This is a genomic window from Ferrimonas balearica (assembly GCF_019802055.1).
In the GTDB taxonomy this organism is placed as follows: domain Bacteria; phylum Pseudomonadota; class Gammaproteobacteria; order Enterobacterales; family Shewanellaceae; genus Ferrimonas; species Ferrimonas balearica_A.
The window spans coordinates 1,463,013-1,482,195 of sequence record NZ_JAHVHW010000007.1; the positions used below are offsets into that span (position 1 = coordinate 1,463,013).

At 58.6% G+C, this 19,183-nt stretch carries 16 protein-coding genes; 6 read left to right on the forward strand and 10 right to left on the reverse strand.

Going from position 1 to position 19,183, the window contains the following annotated elements:
- Nucleotides 1-19: 19 nt before the first annotated feature.
- From KUV52_RS14330 to KUV52_RS14340, 3 genes are all read left to right on the forward strand, one after another.
- Nucleotides 20-1,351 carry a sigma-54-dependent transcriptional regulator gene (locus KUV52_RS14330; RefSeq protein WP_222526602.1) on the forward strand — a complete coding sequence of 444 codons (1,332 nt, stop codon included), beginning with the start codon at nt 20-22 and terminating at the stop codon, nt 1,349-1,351.
- On the forward strand, nt 1,348-2,709 hold the full coding sequence (locus KUV52_RS14335) for a sensor histidine kinase (RefSeq protein ID WP_261389989.1): 1,362 nt from the start codon (nt 1,348-1,350) through the stop codon (nt 2,707-2,709). The genes KUV52_RS14330 and KUV52_RS14335 overlap by 4 nt, the downstream gene beginning before the upstream one ends.
- Before the next feature lie 387 nt (nt 2,710-3,096).
- Nucleotides 3,097-7,125 carry a hypothetical protein gene (locus KUV52_RS14340; protein ID WP_222526603.1) on the forward strand — a complete coding sequence of 1,343 codons (4,029 nt, stop codon included), beginning with the start codon at nt 3,097-3,099 and terminating at the stop codon, nt 7,123-7,125.
- A 313-nt stretch (nt 7,126-7,438) separates the two neighbouring features.
- On the opposite strand, the gene KUV52_RS14345 is transcribed toward KUV52_RS14340, so the two are convergent.
- The 9 genes from KUV52_RS14345 to KUV52_RS14385 all read right to left on the reverse strand — a co-directional run bounded on the left by KUV52_RS14345 (nt 7,439) and on the right by KUV52_RS14385 (nt 16,093).
- Nucleotides 7,439-8,251, reverse strand: coding sequence for an SDR family NAD(P)-dependent oxidoreductase (locus tag KUV52_RS14345; protein WP_222526858.1), 813 nt, complete (start codon nt 8,249-8,251; stop codon nt 7,439-7,441).
- Between the two features lie 333 nt (nt 8,252-8,584).
- Entirely contained in the window at nt 8,585-9,295 is a 711-nt protein-coding gene (gene deoD / locus KUV52_RS14350) for a purine-nucleoside phosphorylase (protein WP_222526604.1), read from the reverse strand.
- A 13-nt stretch (nt 9,296-9,308) separates the two neighbouring features.
- Nucleotides 9,309-10,763 carry a NupC/NupG family nucleoside CNT transporter gene (locus tag KUV52_RS14355; protein ID WP_222526605.1) on the reverse strand — a complete coding sequence of 485 codons (1,455 nt, stop codon included), beginning with the start codon at nt 10,761-10,763 and terminating at the stop codon, nt 9,309-9,311.
- A gap of 319 nt (nt 10,764-11,082) precedes the next feature.
- On the reverse strand, nt 11,083-11,712 hold the full coding sequence (catB, locus tag KUV52_RS14360; protein ID WP_222526606.1) for a type B chloramphenicol O-acetyltransferase: 630 nt from the start codon (nt 11,710-11,712) through the stop codon (nt 11,083-11,085).
- A gap of 81 nt (nt 11,713-11,793) precedes the next feature.
- Nucleotides 11,794-12,426, reverse strand: coding sequence for a Type 1 glutamine amidotransferase-like domain-containing protein (locus KUV52_RS14365; RefSeq protein WP_222526607.1), 633 nt, complete (start codon nt 12,424-12,426; stop codon nt 11,794-11,796).
- Nucleotides 12,423-12,977, reverse strand: a complete 555-nt coding sequence (locus KUV52_RS14370) for a DUF2569 domain-containing protein (protein ID WP_222526608.1) — start codon at nt 12,975-12,977, stop codon at nt 12,423-12,425. The genes KUV52_RS14365 and KUV52_RS14370 overlap by 4 nt, the downstream gene beginning before the upstream one ends.
- A gap of 87 nt (nt 12,978-13,064) precedes the next feature.
- Nucleotides 13,065-14,210: an ABC transporter permease gene (locus tag KUV52_RS14375; protein ID WP_222526609.1), complete on the reverse strand. Its 1,146-nt coding sequence runs from the start codon at nt 14,208-14,210 to the stop codon at nt 13,065-13,067.
- On the reverse strand, nt 14,197-15,138 hold the full coding sequence (locus tag KUV52_RS14380; protein WP_222526610.1) for an ATP-binding cassette domain-containing protein: 942 nt from the start codon (nt 15,136-15,138) through the stop codon (nt 14,197-14,199). Before KUV52_RS14380 ends, KUV52_RS14375 begins: the two co-directional genes overlap by 14 nt.
- 4 nt (nt 15,139-15,142) lie before the next feature.
- Nucleotides 15,143-16,093 carry an HlyD family secretion protein gene (locus KUV52_RS14385; RefSeq protein WP_222526611.1) on the reverse strand — a complete coding sequence of 317 codons (951 nt, stop codon included), beginning with the start codon at nt 16,091-16,093 and terminating at the stop codon, nt 15,143-15,145.
- 191 nt (nt 16,094-16,284) lie between these two features.
- Between KUV52_RS14385 and KUV52_RS14390 the strand changes: the two genes are divergently transcribed.
- The 3 genes from KUV52_RS14390 to KUV52_RS14400 all read left to right on the forward strand — a co-directional run bounded on the left by KUV52_RS14390 (nt 16,285) and on the right by KUV52_RS14400 (nt 18,570).
- The gene (locus tag KUV52_RS14390; RefSeq protein ID WP_222526612.1) at nt 16,285-16,674 is read left to right on the forward strand and encodes a DUF6632 domain-containing protein; all 390 of its coding nucleotides are present in this window, start codon (nt 16,285-16,287) and stop codon (nt 16,672-16,674) included.
- Between the two features lie 69 nt (nt 16,675-16,743).
- On the forward strand, nt 16,744-17,202 hold the full coding sequence (locus KUV52_RS19040; protein WP_222526613.1) for an SET domain-containing protein: 459 nt from the start codon (nt 16,744-16,746) through the stop codon (nt 17,200-17,202).
- Between the two features lie 15 nt (nt 17,203-17,217).
- Entirely contained in the window at nt 17,218-18,570 is a 1,353-nt protein-coding gene (locus KUV52_RS14400) for a hypothetical protein (RefSeq protein WP_222526614.1), read from the forward strand.
- Between the two features lie 245 nt (nt 18,571-18,815).
- On the opposite strand, the gene KUV52_RS14405 is transcribed toward KUV52_RS14400, so the two are convergent.
- Nucleotides 18,816-19,178, reverse strand: coding sequence for a cytochrome c3 family protein (locus KUV52_RS14405; protein ID WP_222526615.1), 363 nt, complete (start codon nt 19,176-19,178; stop codon nt 18,816-18,818).
- Nucleotides 19,179-19,183: the final 5 nt, after the last annotated feature.

Sequence of the window (19,183 nt, forward strand, 5' to 3'; positions counted from 1 at the left end):
ATCAGGGAGCTGAGTGGCCATGGACCGAATTCTTATCATTGACGACAACCCCGCTATTGGTGAGGCGCTGTCGCTCTTGCTGGAGCTGGATGGCCACCAGACCCTCTGCTGTACCTCTCCCGAAGCCGCTCTGGAGATGGTGGAGCAGGAGGAGATCGCACTGGTGATTCAGGACATGAATTTCAGTGCCGACACCACCTCCGGGAATGAGGGCCGAACCCTGTTTCATGCATTACAGGCCAAACAACCCGGCCTGCCGATTGTGCTGCTGACCGCCTGGACCGATCTGGCGATGGCGGTTGAGTTGGTCAAAGCGGGCGCCGCCGATTACCTGGGCAAACCCTGGGACGATCAGAAACTGCGACTCACGGTCAACAACCTGCTGGAGCTGTCCCGCCTGCGCCGTCAGGAGAAAGCGCGCCACTATCAGCAGGCCAGCCAGTTAAAGCGACTCTCCCGCTTTGATCTCTGTGGCATGCAGGTGCACAGCCCGGCGATGGTTGCCCTGCTGGAAACCGCCACCCGGGTCGCCGCCTCCGACCTGCCGGTGCTGATCACCGGCCCCAACGGTGCCGGTAAGGAGCGCATCGCCGATATCCTGCACGCCAACTCCTCCCTGCGGGATCAGCCCTTTATCAAGGTCAACGTCGGTGCCCTGCCGCCGGAACTGATGGAAGCGGAGTTGTTTGGCGCCGAGGCGGGCGCGTATACCGGCGCCACCAAAGCCCGTATCGGCCGCTTTGAAGCCGCCGATGGCGGCACCCTGTTTCTGGACGAACTGGGCAACCTGCCCCTATCCGGCCAGATAAAGCTGCTGCGTGTGCTGCAAACCGGTGAGTTTGAACGGCTTGGCAGCCACCAGACCCGAAAGGTGCGTGTTCGGGTGATCAGCGCCACCAATGCCGATCTGCCCGCCGCCATTCAGGCCGGGACGTTCCGGGAAGATCTCTACTACCGGCTCAATGTGGTGCAACTGGCGCTGCCGGGTCTGGCGGAGCGGCCGGAGGAGATCCTGCCCCTGGCCGAGCACTTCCTGGCGGAGCAGGCCCAACTGAGTGAAGCCGCTTGTCGCGCGCTGATGGCGCACCCCTGGCCCGGCAATGTGCGGGAGTTGGAGAACGCCATCGCCCGCGCCGCTCTGCTGTGCCAGAACGGCGTGATCAACGAGGCAGATCTGGCGTTGGAGCGTCCGCCTGTTGCGCCCACCCGCTCTCCCGCAGAGTTGGATGAGGAGGCGATCACTCAGGCGCTGGCTTGCCATGGAGGGGTGATTGCCCGGGCCGCCCGGTCATTGGGGATCTCCCGGCAACAGCTGTATCGAAGGATGGAGAAACTGGAGATGGTGCGTTGAGCATACGGGTTCTGCTGGTTCTGCTGGCCGCACTCTGCGCCGGCCTTGCCGCCGCCTTTACGGTGGCGATGACGGCACTGCTTCCCGCTTTCTTTGGCCCCATGCCCGAGTGGATGAAAATGGGGCTGATCACCCTGATGCTGTTTCCCCTTCTCGCTACCCTGCTGTTCTACCTCACCCGCCCATTGCGGCAGGGTCTGGCCTCACTGGAGGCCGGAGTGCTCAACTTCTCCGACAGCGATTTCAGTGCTTCACTGCCAGTCCGCGGTTCTCCGGAGATCCGCGCATTGGCGACCCACTACAACCAGATGGCGGTAAAACTGCGTCAGGAACGCTACACCCTGCACCAACGGGAGCTGATTCTGGATAAGGTGATTCAGAACTCGCCGGTACTGGTACTGCTGATCGACCGGGAGCAACGCATCATCCTGGCGAACCGGGAAACCGAGCGCTTCTTTCAGCGCACTCACCTTGAGGGGCACCAGTTCGATACGCTGCTGGCCGAGCAACCGGAAGCGGTGCGGGCGATGTTCCAATCCCATCAGGAGGGACTCTACTCCCTCGCGGAATCGGACCGGCAGAGCGAAACCTACCACCTGGTTCAGGGACAGTTTCAACTGCACAACCTACCCCATCGCCTGATCCTGGCCCGTCGACTTACCCGTGAACTGGCCCGTCAGGAAGCGGCCGCCTGGAAAAAGGTGATCCGGGTGATCAGCCACGAACTCAACAACAGCCTCGCGCCCATCAGTTCCATGAGCCACAGTGGCCGTGCCCTGTTGAACGAACAGAGCGATCCCCGGTTGCAGCGGGTGTTCAACACCATTGAGGAGCGCTGCACCAGCCTCAACCGTTTTATTCAGGGCTACGCCACCTTCGCCAAACTCCCGGCCCCAAGGCCGGAAGCGGTGGTCTGGTCCCCCTTTGTGGAGGCACTCAAGGCGCAATACCCCTTTACCCTGTCCGGCCCCCTGCCGGAACAACCGGGTTGGTTCGACCCAAGCCAGTTGGAGCGGGTACTGGTAAACCTGCTGAAGAACGCCCGGGAAAGCGGCAGCGCCGCCCCTGAGGTGACCCTCTCGATTCAGACGCAGGGGGATGGCGTGATGATCACCGTGGCAGACAGAGGCAACGGCATGAGCCCGGCCATACTGGATCAGGCCCTGCTGCCCTTCTACTCCACCAAGCACCAGGGCACTGGACTGGGGCTGGCGCTATGCCGGGAGATTACGGAAGCCCACGGCGGGCAGATTCAACTGCAAAACCGCGACGGAGGCGGCCTGAAAGTCAGCCTGTGGCTGCCAGAGGGAACGGCCCAAAGCGCGGCAGACGCAGCGGTGACAACAAAGCAGGGATGAGAGTCTGGCAGCGAGCCGTCCGATAGAAAGCGGTGGCGACTCATGCAACCTATTTTAACGAGCAAAACCACCCGCCGTGTTACTACCACATCCACGAAAAGACTGACTTTGGCGCGCTATCTAATGGCTGGTAAGGCGCCAGGAGTGGCCAGTCACAATTTCTATTGCTCTACCCTCTTGAACCCACAATCCCGAGGGCCTGGGCGCAGGCGGTGTCGTGGGATGGCCGCTGTCGCAGGCCCAAAGTAGATTTTGTGACGTGTCTCAAAATGGCCTTGGATGGACGGGCTGCCGGTACCGCTTTAGCATACGATGGCGAGCTAGCGGTCCCGTCCCAGTTGAGTGGCTGGATAAGCAGAAGAATTGAGGGTATTGAGGGTGATAGGAGTGATAAAGGAAGGGCTGGAAAACCTCAAGGCAAAGGGAGTTGGCATGTATAACCAGTGCCTGCATCGCGCGAGAGTTGGTCTGGTCTGCTGCCTGGTGAAGGATAACGAGGGACTTGAGCGTATCTCTGGGCAGCTAAGTCGGATGTGGGCAAGCAAAGGCCAAGGTGAGGGCGAGGCGGAGAAATCGGCTGAGTACCTGGATCTGACTCCTAGTGTGCAGGCCGGTAGCGATTGCCCGTACAGCTTACGTCTTGAGGACTTTCTGACCCGACCGTTGGTGAACGGCATTGCTGTGACAGGCGGGTATGGAACTGGCAAGTCAAGTTTTCTGCATAGTTTCTTCCAGCAAGAGGGCCGGCCCTCTCACATCGTGATCACCTTGGGGTGCTACGGCGCCAGCAGTAACGCGCAAGTGGTCCAGTCTGCTTATCCTGACGCGTCTGTGGATGGGTGTAGTGAGGAGGAGGTGCGCCGGCTGGAGACTGCGGTACTGAAACAGATCCTCTATCGTCAGGCTGACGATACCGATCGCGCTTTAAGACTACGCGATGCTGGTTGTCCCGGTATTTCGGGCGGGGACTGGTTAAGGGCTTTCCTGCTGGCAGCCCTTCTAATGGGCGGCCTGACCGGCATGATCGCCGGTCGGGAGGAGGTCTGGGCCTGGTTGTACGGATTGATGACGTCGGACTCAGGGTTTGTGCTGGTGGCGGTGGTGCTGTGTGGGTTAACCCTTCTTGGTGTGATCGCGTATTTCTTCACCGATGTCCTTGGGCTTATGCGAAAGGTACGGTTGTCGAAGATCAACCCGATTAGCGGCGAGCTGGAGTTGGACCATGCCGGCTCCCAACCAGAGTCGTTATTTAACCGCCATCTTGAGGAGTTACTGGTCTACTTTGGCAACAGCGGCGTCGAGGTTGTGATCTTTGAGGACATGGACCGCTTTAAGGGCACGGCCATCTTTGAGCGTCTCAAGGAGCTCAACAAGATCATCAATGACTCGGACAAGGTAAGGCAGCATGTGCGATTCATTTATGCGGTCCGGGAGGATGTGTTCCAGCTGAACACGGACAAGACCAAATTCTTCGATGCCAACATCTCCATTTTGCCAGTGGTTTCGCCGTTCAATGCAAAGGGTCACCTTCAGGCTGAGCTTGAGCGGGCTGGTCTGTGGATGGGTTCATGGGACTGGGAGCAGAAAAAGAAGCCTCTGATCTCCCTGATCACTCTGCACATCCAGGACATGCGGATGCTGAAAAGTCTGGTGGCCGATCTGCAATGCCATATGGACGTGCTTAGAGCTGACTGGCCCAATGAAACTACTGAGCAGGGGCAGCGTGGCGGTGAGACCCAGGCCATCCTCTTCTCTTATTGCGCCTATAAGGTCTTTTACCCGAACGATTTTGCCAAGATGCTCACTGGCCAGGGTGTGCTTGGGCAGCTGGAAGCCATGGGCAAGGTAGTTGCGGGGTTGCGGAGTGACGTTGCTCGGAATAAGCGGGAGAATATTGAAGAGACCCTGGCAGAGCTTGCTCAAGAGCGATTCGACGGCGCGGACGAGCTTGGTCACCTGCTTCGCTCAAAACTGTTGGAGCTTCGACCGGGTTCGGGTTTGGCTCAAAGCAACCTAAACGGTGTCCAGCTAAATAGTGCGCCGGAGGATTTTCTCAAGAAGGTTCTAGGGCTGAATGGCCAAACTGCTGTGCAGTTGGTTTTCGCGAATCAATACGTGAACAATCATGGCCACAGAAACGTAGACGGCCTGTTGGATGCGATGGTTCCAAATATCCGGCTCCGAGCTAAGCGGTTGGCCGAGAAGGAAACAGAAACGGTCGCTACCTTGCAGGAAGAGGTTATTGCGCTAGAGCGTAAGATCGCCGCAATTGCTGTGGCCGAGGCAAGTAGCTGGATTAGCGCCATTGAAGGCGAGGATCTGCTGGCTGGCAAGCACGAGCACATCGATGCACTCAATGTTTGGTACGAAGAACTCAAAGCGATGCCGCTCTTACGTGCCTTGTTGCTGAATGGGGACCTCCGTGAGAATCACAAAAACTACACCAGTCGAGCCAAGCCCGGTGCGCTGACGGCTCAAGACTATGAGTTTCTTCGGGCGCTGACTGGAGGCGGTGAGTACTATGCGGGGTACCTCTGCACGGATTACAGCGAGATTTTGCCTGATCTTCGGATAAACAATGCTCGTTCACCGGCAGCATACAACCATGGGCTTGTGTGCCACTTGCATGAGAGTCTCGAGGCGGGCGACGGTCCGAATCGGGCTCTGTTGGATGCCATCATCGATGCGCACTACAACCTAAAAGGAGATTGTGCGGAACGGTTGGTGGCCCTGCACACAGTAGCCAAAGAGAGGGCGTTTAGCTATGTGGCCAGGCATTGTAATTACGCGATCGATTCATTGGCTGATCTTGCAGGGGATGATGAACGGTCGGTGCTGTCAGTCATTTTTGCGGTATTAGGGGAGCAAGCTAACCTAGGGGGGAGTGTCATCATCTTGGAAAGTACCACTGACTCCTTGCAGGCGAAGATCGACAATGACCCAAAGGCATTGTTGGTGGCGTTAGCGCGCGGTCCGAAATTCTTTAAGCAGATCGCAGATGGCATGGGAGATTACGGTGTTCGCTTCAAGAACCTGGGTGGCGCACACTTGGACCCCAGTGTAATCCCGACGGCTGTCAAGGAGGAGGTCGTAGAATTGAATCGGGCCACGCTGCCTGTTGTCGCCGGGTTTTATGGCGGCACAGAAGCCCCTAGCTTGCCGGTTCGATACCGTGATCTCCCGTCGAATAAGAAAGGTTTTCAAGCCTACTTGGCGATCCCAGAGAATTCGACTCGTTTTGCGCGGATGATCCTGGAGGGTCAGGTGCTGGCAGTCCCCGATGGAGCAGTGTTTGAGTTGGCGAAGGTACTGGAGGTTGAGTGTGAGGTTTTAAAACTGACACCAGAGACCTTGATCGGGGAGGCCAGCTTTGAGGTAGACGATACCTCGGCGTGGCTTGAGGCCCCGCTTCACCTAGCCTCCGCGTTCAAGAAGCGGAAAGTATCGCCTAAGTGGGGCAACGTAATTGAAGCCCTGAGGTTTGGCGGAGACGATGTTGATGTTAAGGCGGCCCTGGATGCGGCCATATGCCTCTTTATGTCGGACCCGACTGTGAAACCTGCTTTGCTGGAAAGCGTGGATGGCCTGGATGAGGACGTCCGTGCAGACCTGTGTAAAGCTATTGAGATGGGTCGTATTCCACTTGAGGTTGGGTTCGATTACCACGTGATGATGGCCGATCCCTTTGAGGCTGAGGCTCTGCGGTCTATGTCCCGTGAGGAAATCGAGCGTTATCAGGGGACCCGAATGCTTAAGCCGGATGAGGAGACAATCCGGGTTTTGATCGAGAAAGGCCTTGTCCATAAAGCGGCCCAACTGGTGCTGGACCATGTTGATAACTTGTTCAAAGACGGGGTGTGGCGGATTGGGCTGGGACCCTATGCTGGACTGGCAGAGACGCTTATAACCTCGGCTAAATTGAGCAAGGAGCAGCTGTTTACCCTCATTTCTGAGGGGGCTGTGTCGGCCAAAGCACTTGCAGAGTCCCCCCTAGTACGACGCCTGATCCTCCCGCCGGTGGGTGAGGTAGAGTTGCCAGAAGGTAAACCGCTTAAGCATGACGAGGTGGCTATGGATTGTGCCGAGCAGGCGGGTCTGGCGTTCGAAGTACCAATGATCCCGGAGAATATCCTAAGCGCACTGCTCGTGGACAATGCGTTGTCTAAGGATTACAAATTTAGAGTCCTTATTGGTCAGGCGAAGCACCATGCCTCGGCGATTTGGGATTTCACCAGGCAGGCGATGGGTGAAACCTCAGACGTTAAAGGCATGAAGGGTTTAACCCTGGCTGACAGCAATCTGGGCCGCGCACTGGGCGTGGCAATGGTGCAGGCTGGGGCGATCTCTTCGGTTTCCCTAAGGGGGGGTGGGGTTGTGGCTTACAATGCTTACCGCCAGGGGCCGGTCCCCGCTTAAGGCCCTTTAAGTTCGCCGGCGCTCGTCGCCGGCGACTTATAGTGGGGTAGGCGAAGAAGAGTTCAAGGGGTCAGGGTGATCGAAACCCCGAGTGACTCCTTTGGGGGCGATAGCAGCCCCCCAAATTTAAGTAACCCGCCCGCTCCGTCGCCGACTTCGAGGGCTTGCGTGCAGCGCAAACCGCAGGGAGGCAAAGGGGAGTCCAGAGGGGCGAAGCCCTTCTGGTTGCTGCCGCCAACGCGGCGCCCATCCTTACATTCCACCAAGCCGATCATGCCGCAGGCATCCTCTTTCCCCCTACCCCACCTCAGCATTACGCCACCAAATATTCGCTCAGCAACGCTTCAATGGCGTTGACCACCTCCGCGCAGGTTTCGGCGTTGAGGGCGTCCGGGTGGGGCGATGCAAAATGGCCGGTGTCATTATCGAAGTACTGACCGGACGCGTTGGCAAAATCCTCGGAGAGTGCTGCCCGAACCACGATGTCCGCGCCGATGCTGAGATCCCCTCCGGCGATACCAAACGCCTCCGTCACCATCTTGCTGCCCAGCAATGAACCGGGATTGACCGCTACGATGATGGGGTCCGTTGGCGCCCGGTTCAGCCCCCAATATCGTGACCACATGGTCAGAGCCAGTTTGCTCTGGGCGTAAGCGGCGCCATCGGAGAGAAGACGCTCTCCCCGCATGCCGTCGAGTTCGACACTGGACTGAGCCGCCGAAGAGAGGTTAACCACCCGCCCTTCTGACCCAAGCAAAGGGGCCAATTTCCTCGCCAACAAGTAGGGAGCGAGCGCATTGACGACAAAGCGGGTATCCCAGCCCTGCTCGGCCCGTTTATGAGGCGTGGCGTAGACCCCGGCGTTGTTGATCAGCACATCCAGCCGGGTGCCGGATGCGAGGATATCGGAGGCCATCGCTACCACCTCGTCGAGGTTGGAGAGGTCCGCCAGACAGGTTTGTATCGGGCCTGCCCCGGGAAGTGCGCTGAGCATCGCCTGACAATCCGCCAGCTTTTTCTCGTTGCGACCGTGGATCAGCAGAGAGTGGCCCGCCTCCGCAAGGTAGCGTGCGGTGGTCAATCCAATCCCGTCGGTGGCGCCGGTAATCAGAATGGTTTTCGCCATGGTCAGGCGCTCCTTAATCGCAATGGTGCCGAAACCCACGGTTTCGACGCCGGTTAATCCACAATTCCGTGGCCGCACGCTCCACAACAGAATGCGCCGGACGATGCCATTGAGTGTATGGGCAAAGTGCGCTGTTCGCCCGTTGATCGCGGTAAACGATTGGAAAAATGAAAGATGCGTAGTGACGGGTAGCGTGGGCTTACAGCCCACGGCCGCACCCAATTCAGAACCTCCTGTCCGTGGGCTAAAAGCCCACGCTACGGATCAACTGCCGTAAGACACGCAATAAAAAAGCCTCCACAAGGGAGGCTTTTTTTCAGGATTCCGGGCGGCTTAGTCCAGAGAGATGGCCGCTTCCAGAGTCAGCTTGATCATGTCGTTCAGAGTCAGCTGACGCTCTTCCGGAGTCAGGTGCTCACCGCGAACGATGTGGTCGGTAACGGTCATCATCGCCAGTGCCTTGGCACCGAACTCAGTGGCCACGCCGTACAGGCCAGCCGCTTCCATCTCCACACCCAGCATGCCGTACTTGGCCATGGTGGCGTAGCGGCTCTCGTCCGGGCTGTAGAACAGGTCGGAAGTGTAGACGTTACCCACGTGGTAGTTGGCGCCCAGCTTCTCTGCCGCATTCACGGCGGCAGACAGCAGGCCGAAGTCCGCGATCATGGCGAAGTCGGTGCCCGGGAAGCGGGTGCGGTTAACACCAGAGTCGCTGGAAGCGCCCATCGCCAGTACTACGTCCATCATCTTCACGTCGTCGGAGATGGCGCCGCAGGAACCGATGCGGATGATGTTTTTCACACCGTATTCGGTGATCAGCTCTTTGGCGTAGATGGAGATGGACGGTACGCCCATACCGGAGCCCATCACGGAGATGCGCTTGCCCTGGTAGGTGCCGGTAAAGCCCAGCATGTTACGCACGTCGCACACCTGCACCACGTCTTCCAGGAAGTTCTCAGCGATGTACTTGGCACGCAGCGGGTCGCCCGGCATCAGTACGGTTTCAGCAAAAGCACCTTCCGGCGCATTAATGTGAGGAGTCATGTGAGTTCTCCGATTATTGGAAGGTAAACAGCAGGCCCGCAATGGTGCCGCTCATCAGGTTAGCCAGGGCCGCAGCCAGCAGGCAGCGAGGGCCGATTTGACCCAGGATATGACGACGCTCTGGTGCCATCGCGACCAGACCGCCAATCACCATGGCCAGTGAGCCGAAGTTGGCAAAGCCACACAGCGCAAAGGTCACGATGATCTGAGTTTTCGGGCTCAGGGTTTCGGATACGGCCATAAAGTCGACGTATGCCACGAACTCGTTGATCGCCAGCTTCTGACCGATAAAGGAGGCCGCCACCTGTGCTTCCGCCCACGGCACACCCATTACCCAGGCCAGCGGCGCCAGCAGCACACCCAGAATGGTTTGCAGCTGCAGTTTGGCTTCGGCAGCGCTCATTACGGCTTGCACGGCAGCGGCGTTATTGTCGCCCAGGTTCAGAGTGCTGAGGTTGTCGATCAGCACGGCGCGATCAACGCTGGTGACCCACTGGCCAATCTCAGCGGCATTCAGGCCGGAGGCTTGCGCCAGAGAAGCGGCAAAGTCGCCAAAAGCAGGCAGGGTGCCGGCGGTGGCCTGCAGGGCGGAGAAGGCCGCAGCCAGGTCAGCGTTGCCGTAACCAAAGAATGCGGCAGTCCCCGCAATCATGCCGTTGATCATGGCGATCAGGGCCACGAACGCCAGCAGCAGCGCGCCCACCTGCAGTACCTGCTGCATCCCCATGCTGGCACCGGCGGCAGCGGCATCCAGGACGTTGGCGGGCTTGTCTTCGACCTCGTCCACCACTTTGTTCAGATCCTCTTCCGCTTTTTCGGTTTCCGGACACAGCAGCTTGGCAAACAGCAAGCCAGCCGGTGCCGTCATAAAGCAGGCGGTCAGGATGTACTTGGGATCGATGCCCAGGGAGATGTAGCCAATCATGGTGCCACCCGCCACGGAAGCCAGACCGCCGGTCATCACGGCAAACAGCTCAGAGCGGGTCATGCGGTTCACAAAAGGACGCACCATGGAGGGGGCTTCAATGGGGCCCACAAAGATGTTGGCGGTGGCGGAGAGGGATTCCGCGCGGGAGGTGCCGAGAATGGAACGCAGCACACCACCGATACCACCGATCACCTTCTGCATCACGCCCAGATAGTAAAGGACGGAGATCAGGGCGCTGATGAACACCAGCGGGCCCAGTACGTGGAGCAGGAAGATAAAGCCAACCTTAAAGTTGGCCAGGTCTCCCAGCAGGAAGCTCAAGCCGGAGTTGGCGTAGCCAATGACGCTGTTCACACCATTGGAGGCGGCCTGGAGGACGCTCTGGCCAGCGGGCACAAACATCACGAAGGCACCAAACGCCACCTGAAACGCCAATGCGCCAGCAACGGTGCGCACGTTGATCGCACGCCGGTTCTCAGAGAACAGCAGGGCGATACCGATCAGGGTCGCCATCCCCAGCAAACTGATGAAAACTTCCATAAAAATTACCACGAACTTAAGAGTTAGGTTCGATGGTAATTTCATTCGATGAAGTGTCGAGAGAGCCAGATCACAGCCCGGCACCCGTGTCGCAAGAGGCTGCTCAAGCCTAAGAAAACCGGTGACTTTCTCGCCACAACCTCACATCAGGCCCACCCTCACGACACCGCCGGGCAACATCCACAACAGCGCCATTACTATCGGTCAAATTCCATACCGATTCACTCTCGCTTGTGCGGGTCAAATAGTGAGCGCACAGGGCGTAATTATCTTTCAGATTCGTTCTGAAAGAACAGTCGATAGCGGCAAGGGCTGGTGATTACTTTGCCGTTTTACACCAAAGGGCATACAGGCTATCCACATCGCCGCTACAAAGCAGCGGCATTGCCGCCTTAAGCTCCGCCTCCGGCCATAACCACCAGGCCATCTCAAGCAGTTTGGCGACCTGCGCTTCCTCAAATCGATGACGGATAACGCGAGCCGGGTTGCCCGCCACGATAGCGTAGGGGGGCACATCCTTTGTGACCACCGCCCGTGCCGCAATAACGGCGCCATCGCCGATTTGGATACCGGGCAAGATCATCGCCTCACTGCCCACCCAGACGTCATTCCCCACAACCGTATCCCCGGCGGGTTGCCAGGCATCCTGTGCGCCCTCAAAGGCGGGATTGGACTGGTAGAAGAAGGGAAAGGTGCTGACCCAATCGGTCCGGTGGCCCTGATTGCCCGCCATAACAAAGACGGCACCGGTGCCGATGGAGCAGTAGCGGCCGATGATCAGCTTATCCACGTCGGTACGGTCCGGAATCAGGTAACGGACGCACTGCTCGAAGGGGTGGCCGTGATAATAGCCGGAGTAATAGCTGTGCGCCCCCACCTGGATATTGGGGTTGCTGACCTGTTCAGAGAGGGGTTTGCCCACAAAGGGCGATTCAAAGTAGTTGCTCATAACGCTCCTTAAGAGGAAGCGCAATGATAGTTCAGCGCCCGGCTTTATGACGTGCGCTGGCTGGCATTTGCTGGCTCAGATTCAGGGTTGTTCCGGGGTGGCCGTGATCCAATGGGGTGATCCCAGCGCCACTATGTCCTCACCCTGGGCCAGCAGTGCACTGTCGTCGTCACAGAGCACCACCGGATAACCAACCCGCTGGGCCAATGCCCGGGCGTCAGTGCTGATCGCCATAGAAGCGTGCGGGACAAACAGCAGTGGCAACAACTGAAGGCCGGACATCTCGTCGAGTGCCACCTCATTCCTGTCACCACAGAGCAGCGCCGATTCCACCGACTGGGTCATCACCATCGCTCCGGCACTGACCCCCACTATCGCCCTGCCCGACTCAACCCTTTCACGCAGGCAGGACAGCAGCCCCCGGTGACGAAGCGCAGCAAGAAAGCGGAATGTATTGCCCCCGCTCAGGTGGACCACATCGCAATCCAACACCTTTTTGGCCACATCTGCGTCATAGCGTCCCTCCAGTTCGAGGTAGTGCACCTCACCGGCCCCCATACTGCGATAGCGCTGCATCACCGGCTCAAAATAGTGCCACTGGGGGTCGGGTTGTGAGGCGATATAGCCGATGGAGGGGCGGTTCATGCCCGCCATTACATGGCGTAGCGCGGTCAGAGCGACCGGACGCTCCGGATGGCTGAGTAGCGCGATCATCCGCTGACAGGCTCCTGTTCACTGACGGCGGCCGGGGCACCTTGCTGCGACCGGCCCCGCACAAAGGTGTTCTTCACCCGGCGGGAACGCAGCATGTACGGCACCCAGATGGCGCAACTGACCACGGTGCGCATCATCTGATCGGCGGTTTCTTTGTCCCAAACCGGCATATCCGGCAGCACCAGCGTGGTGACCCAGATATCCAGGGGGATAAACAGCAGGAAGCTGAGCAGCACAATGATATAGAGGCGAGGAAACCAGTGGTGACGGGTAAAGTAGAGGCCGATCAACACCAGGGTGGCCACCAGCATCACCAGGTTAAAGGCGAGTTCGCCGATGATCAGAGGGCCCCAGAGCGGGTGATAACTCTCCAAGTTGAGATCGGTAATCACCTCAAAGGTGCCATCGGTAAAGAGTTCCGGATAGAAGCGAAGCTCCATAAACAGCCGAATTGGCGCGATGCAGACCCCTATCCCCACCAGAATCAGCCAGCCTCCCAGGCCAACCGGCCCCGGGTCAGCGTCCACTGCCGTTTGCGTATCCTTGCTCATCCGTGTGCCCTTGTGTGGTGTCGTCCATCCAGGACGACTCAAACCACTAACCTAGCAACCAAGTGGTTGATGTCACAAGTGGAATCATCAGTCCAAACGCTTCTTAAAGCGCAACGATGCCACTACCAGGCCGATTACAGTAAATCCCGCCAGCCAGATGGCGTCGGGTTGCAGGTCAGCCAGGGACGCATCCCTGAGAATGACACCCCTGATCGCTCGCATAAAGTGCGTGGCGGGCAGCACCTCTGCAATCTGCTGCGCCAGTTTCGGCATCCCCTCATAGGGGAACATAAATCCGGACAGCAGAATGGAGGGCAGCAGCACAAATACCGTCATCTGCATCGCCTGAAGCTGATTGGTGGCCAGCGTTGAGATCACCAACCCCAAAGACAGACTGGCAGCAATAAACAACCCGGTGATCCCCGCGAGGCTGGCCAGCGAGCCACCTAATGGCACATGAAACACCCAATAGCCCAGCCCCAGAATGATGGCGACCTGGATAAAGCCGATGAACACGTAGGGGATGATCTTACCCAGCATCAGCTCAATGGAGCGCACCGGCGTGTTGATCAGCATCTCCATGTTGCCGCGTTCACGTTCACGTACAATCGCGGCAGAAGTAAACATGATCATGGTCATTGTCAGGATCACGCCGACCAATCCCGGCACAATGTTCACCGCGGTTCGCTGCTCCGGATTGAAAAACAGGGTGACCTCAAAGGTGGGCACACTGCGGTTGGCGGGCTGGCGCAGGAGTTCTTTCAGCGGCATGGCGCGCAACCCTTTAATGGCGGCCGCAATCATGGTGTCGGAGCCATCCACCAACCAGTGCGCCACCGGGCGGCTGGTCTCTTCGTCCGTGGCCGGCGGCGTCCCCAGCCCGACGCTTTGATTACGGACCAGACGCTGGCTGAGGTCCTCCGGTATCACCAGTGCAGCCCGCACCCGTGAGCCTTTGATGGCCTCATTCGCCTCCTCGATGGTGGCGTACTGCTCAGTAAAGGTGACCACCTGGGTGGCACTGATGGTCTGCACCAGAATGCGCGACAGCGCGGTATCGCTTTGGTCCACCACCGCTACGGGGATATGGCGAATATTGGTGTTAATAGCGAACCCAAACAGCATCAGCTGAATAAGGGGGATCATCACCACCATGCCAAAGGTCATGCGATCCCGGCTGAGCTGAGTGAGTTCCTTACCGACAATCGCCAGAATGCGACTAAGACTCCGCATTTGCCTGCCCTCCCCGGCCACCGGTGCAGGTGACAAAGACGTCTTCCAGGCTGGGGCGAACCGGTTCAATACTGGTTGCCGAGCCCAACATCGGTAACGTGGCGAGCCAGCGCTCCGGCGACTCGATCCTATCCGCAATCAACACCCGCAGACGCGCCCCCAACTGGGCGGCGGACATCACCTCGGGCAGCGCCATCAATTGCTTTTTCAAGGCACGCAGATCCGGCGCGGCCACCTCAACGACCCGGGCGCCCATATTGGTCATCAACCCTTCCGGGCTGCCGTCAGCGCGCTTCTGCCCCTCCTCCAGAATCGCCAGACGATGACAACGCTCCGCTTCATCCATGTAGTGAGTCGAAACCAGAATGCTGGTGCCCTGATCGCACAGGTCGAACAGTTGCTCCCAGAAGTCCCGACGGTTTTCCGGGTCCACCGCCGAGGTGGGCTCATCGAGAAACAGCAGCCGGGGTTTGTGCAGCACCGCTGCCGCCAGAGCCAGACGCTGGCGCTGACCTCCGCTCATGCTTCCTGCCCGTTGATTGCCTCGGTCAGCAAGGCCGTAAACCGACAACAGCTCCTCGATCCGTTTGCGGCTCTCCCGGTATGGCAGGCTGTAGATCCGCGCCACAAAGCGCAGATTCTCCAGCACCGTCAGGTCTTCATAGAGAGAGAACTTCTGGGTCATGTAGCCGATCTCCCGCTTAAGCGCCTCGGCATCACCGGGCAGCGGGTGTTCAAGCACTCTTACCGTGCCCTCTGAGGGGGTGAGCAGTCCGGTCAGCATCCGGATGGTGGTGGTTTTGCCGCAGCCGTTGGGGCCGAGAAAACCGTAGATGGTGCCTGGCGCCACCTGAAGGTCGATGCGGTCTACTGCGGTAAAGTCGCCAAATCGCCGGGTCAGCCCCTGGGCTTCGATTACCCACTCCATCCGCTTACTCCCCGACCGGCATATCAACCTGGACCGGCACGCCACTGGGCAAGCCCGATGCGGAATCCGGCAGCTGAACCTCAGCCAGATACATCAATCGGCTGCGCTCCTCCTGATTCAGGGCGTAATAGGGCGTAAAGGCCGGTTCCTGGCTGATCCAGCGCACCCGGCCCTTGATCGGCTCAGACAAGCCATCCACATGCACTGCCAGTTCGATGCCGCTGGTGATGCGCACGCGATAGGGCTCTGGCACATAGATACGGGCATAGGGAGCGGCCCCGGCAAGCAGCACCGCTACCGGGCTTCCCACGGTCACCCGCTCACCCAGATTCCAGGGCAGGCTGTCCAGAACGCCGTCCCGGGTGGCGGTGACGGTGAGATCATCCAACCGCTTGCGTTCACTCTCCAGCGAGGCCTGATTCGCGGCCAGCTCTGCGGCAGCCATGCGCAGATCCTCTTCCCGGGTGCCGTTGGTCAGCTCCCGGAGTTGTTCCTGGGCACTGCGAAGATTGGCATCTGCCGCATCCCGATTGGCCAGCGCCCGGTCCAGTTCCGCCTGGCTGATCATCCTGGCGGCCACCAGGTCACGATTGCGTCGGTAGGTTTGCTGGGCATCCACCAGCGTAGCCCGAGCACCGGCAACACGAGCCTGAGCGGCGGCCACCTCCTCCTCCCGCGCCCCGTTACGAAGCTTCTCCAGATTCGCTTCGGCCCGCAGCACCTCGGCTTCCGCTCTGGCAACCATGGAGCGCTGTTGGCGATCATCCAACTGAACCAGCACATCCCCGGCCTGAACCGTGTCGCCCTGAGCCACCGGCAATGCCACCACCACTTCGTTAACCGTTGCGGTCAACGCGACCCTGTCCCGCTCCAGCGTGCCCAGCGCAAGGTGGGACGCCTGGGGGGAGCAACCCGCCAGAACCACAAAAACGAAAGTCCAGACCACTCGTGCCATGGTGTGCCTCATTGGTGCCTTTGTCTGCTGTTACTGTTGGTCAAATCCATTTGGATTACAAGATGATGAGATCAAGCCCAGGAGCCCTTTATTAAGCTCATTCAACCCCGTTCACTTCGCTTGTGCATCGGCCGATTGGGCCATGAATGGCTACACTGACAAAGGCATCCCGACATTCCGGTGGCCCATTTATGAGTGCAGAAGCTCGAGTTCACATACTCCAGGGTGTGCTTCGTGTGGCTGGCGTCATCATGGCGCTGGGCTGGTTGCCCCTGTCCTGGCTCTGGCCCTCTGGCTGGGGCTGGCACCTGGAGACGGACCACCTCTACTTCGAACTGATGCTGGGGATCTACGCGACTCTGGGCGTGTTCCTGTTCTGGGCAGGCAGCGACCCCCTCGCCCACCGCAGTCTGATCTGGTTTGCTGCGTGGTCCAGTCTGGTACACGCTGGCATCATGACCTGGCAGGCGCTTGCGGATCCTGCCCACTTTGGCCACTTCTGGGGCGACGTCCCCGCGCTGTTGTTGCTGGCCGTGTTGATCTTCCTGCTGATGCCGAAAAAGGGGTGGGACCTCTCCTAGCCTCACATTGCACCCGTTATGCCCCTGTGATATACGGAGTACTTTGTTGTTTTCACGGAAGATTTGGCTGTGCAGGATCACACGCAAGACCTGGAGTTCGTACGCTCCGCCACTCTGAGCACCATCGCCCACACCGACATTCGCCCCAGTCAACTCCACGGATTTGGCCTTCACGCAACGGCAACCATCCCGGCGGATACCCTCCTCTGTGTGCTGGATGGTCAAGTGATGCCCATCGCCCATTACCAGGCGATTGAGGAGCAGGTCGGCCCCACACTGGGCGGTTACCGCAAGTACGTGTACATGGAGTGCAACTACCTGGACAAGGAGACTCTGCTCGCCCGTCCATTCCGCACCAGCTACAGCTACATCAACCACTCCCGGACTCCGAACACGGTCCTGCTCCGCCATCCCCTGCGCCTGGTTGCGCTGCGGGATATCGGCCCGGATGAGGAGCTGACCGTGGATTACCGGAAGGAACAGCTTTCCGACGATTACCTGAACGATCCCGCCAAACAGTTTCTCTAAGCGGGGCTCGTCAACATGATTACCATCCGCGTGATGTGCGTTCAGCCCATTGAGGTGAGCGTGGACCAGTATGAAAACCTGCTGGTTCGAAAGTCCCATGCCCGCTCCCTGCGGGACCGCTACAACAACAACCCGTTTCAAACCCGCTGGCTACAGCAGTTCCGCCAGCACCACCGCAAATTCGTGAACTACAAATCGCTGTTCTCGGACTCCACCAGCCGGGTCGATGCCAATCTGCTGAAACCCGACCTGCAGCAACCGGCGTTTCTGGTGGGCGGTGAGCATGACCTCTCCCAGTACCTGCTACCCGAGGAGACGGTGTACGACCTGGTGTTTGATCCCCGCTTCTTCAACTTCGTGCTGGTTTACGAGTTAGCCTTTGCGCTGCCGGACCACAAGCTGGGACAGATCCTGACCGCCGACCAGGCGGATGTCCGCCAGGACGACCTCTACAACACGGTTCGCGGACTGATGGTGAAGGAGCAGGATGACAGTCCCCTCTCTGAGTGGGCCAATCAGATCCGTGCTCAGGTGCTGGGTGAAGTGGAGCAGCTCTGCCGTTCCGAGCGCCGCCGCAATAGCCTCAAGGTTGCCAGCATCGGCAATAACTCCGGCAACATCACCCTGTTTGTGGACGCCTCCGCCCGGGACGAGCGGATTAAGAACCTGTTCCTGAACTGCAACGCCAACGCCGAACGCCTGCTGGGCAACCGCACAACGGTGGTGGACAATGACAAGGTTCACTACGCCTTTTTTAGTCGTTTTCACACCATTATCAGCGACGATCCCCGCTATTACCTGCGTTATGCCCCCATCCAATACCACATCCAGTTCATCTGGTTCTATGTGCGCTACTACAGCGAGATCATGGAAGCACTGAACCACCATGTGCTGGCTCTGAACAGCCGCGCCCGCATCGGCAGTAAGCGCCACGTGATCGACGAGTACATCAACAAGATTGAACAGCTGAAGATGCACAATGAGAACTTCAAGCTGGCGATCGAATCGGACAACAGTGCGGTGTACGCCAAGATTGAGGGCAAGTGGAACATTGAGAGCAGCCTGGCAAACGCTCAGTCCTATGTTTCCTTCTTTAAGGACTATCTGGAGCGGGCCTACATCCGCAAAGCGGAACGAGCCAGCCAGCGCCAAAACCACATTCTGTTTGTGATCTCCTGCATTCAGATCCTGGGTTTGATCAGCATCTGGAGCGACTACCTCGGCCTCTCCAAACTTCAAACCGCCATCATGGGCGTCAACCACCAAAGCGCCGATGAATGGGTACTGCATATCAACACCTGGTTACCCATCGGACTCTTTGCCAGCCTCATCTCCCTGGTGGTGTTTGCCTACGTCAAACGGGAGTAACCCATCACAACAGGAAAGCCCGGCTCAGTTGTTAACGCGCTGAGCCGGGCTTTTTTTTGGTAGGGGCCCACTGCTCCACCCGTGCGCAAAACGGTTCAGGTCTGCGCCTATTCTTCCGAGTCGAAATCCAACCCAAAGGTGGGAAGCTTTTGGGAAAGCCTGATGCGCTGCGCGGTGAGTATAAAAAATGGCCCTCAAGGGGCCATTAATTACTGGGCTATTCGCCATTAACCGTGCGTTTGGCCTTATTGGGTGAACTCCGGATATTCGAAGTCATGACACTCCGCGCACCAGTTTTGCGCGGGCTTATGCTCGCTGTGGCAGAAGGTACAAGGAATATCCGCACCCCAGTGAGGTGAGTTGTGCGGGTTATCGGCGTGGTGCTCCGTCGCCTTAGCCAACTCTTCATAGGTGCCGTGACACGTCATGCAAGCGGCTTCTGGAGCGGGCTGCTTCAAACCATCCTGATGACAGCTTTTGCAGTCTTTCTGTTCATACATAAAGCTGTGGTTCTGACGGCCTTCACGGTCACCCGCCACGTTAATCAGTTCGCCAGCTTGGGCTCCAAACGCAAGCACAGTGCAGAACACTGCAATCATCGGTTTCATCGTTT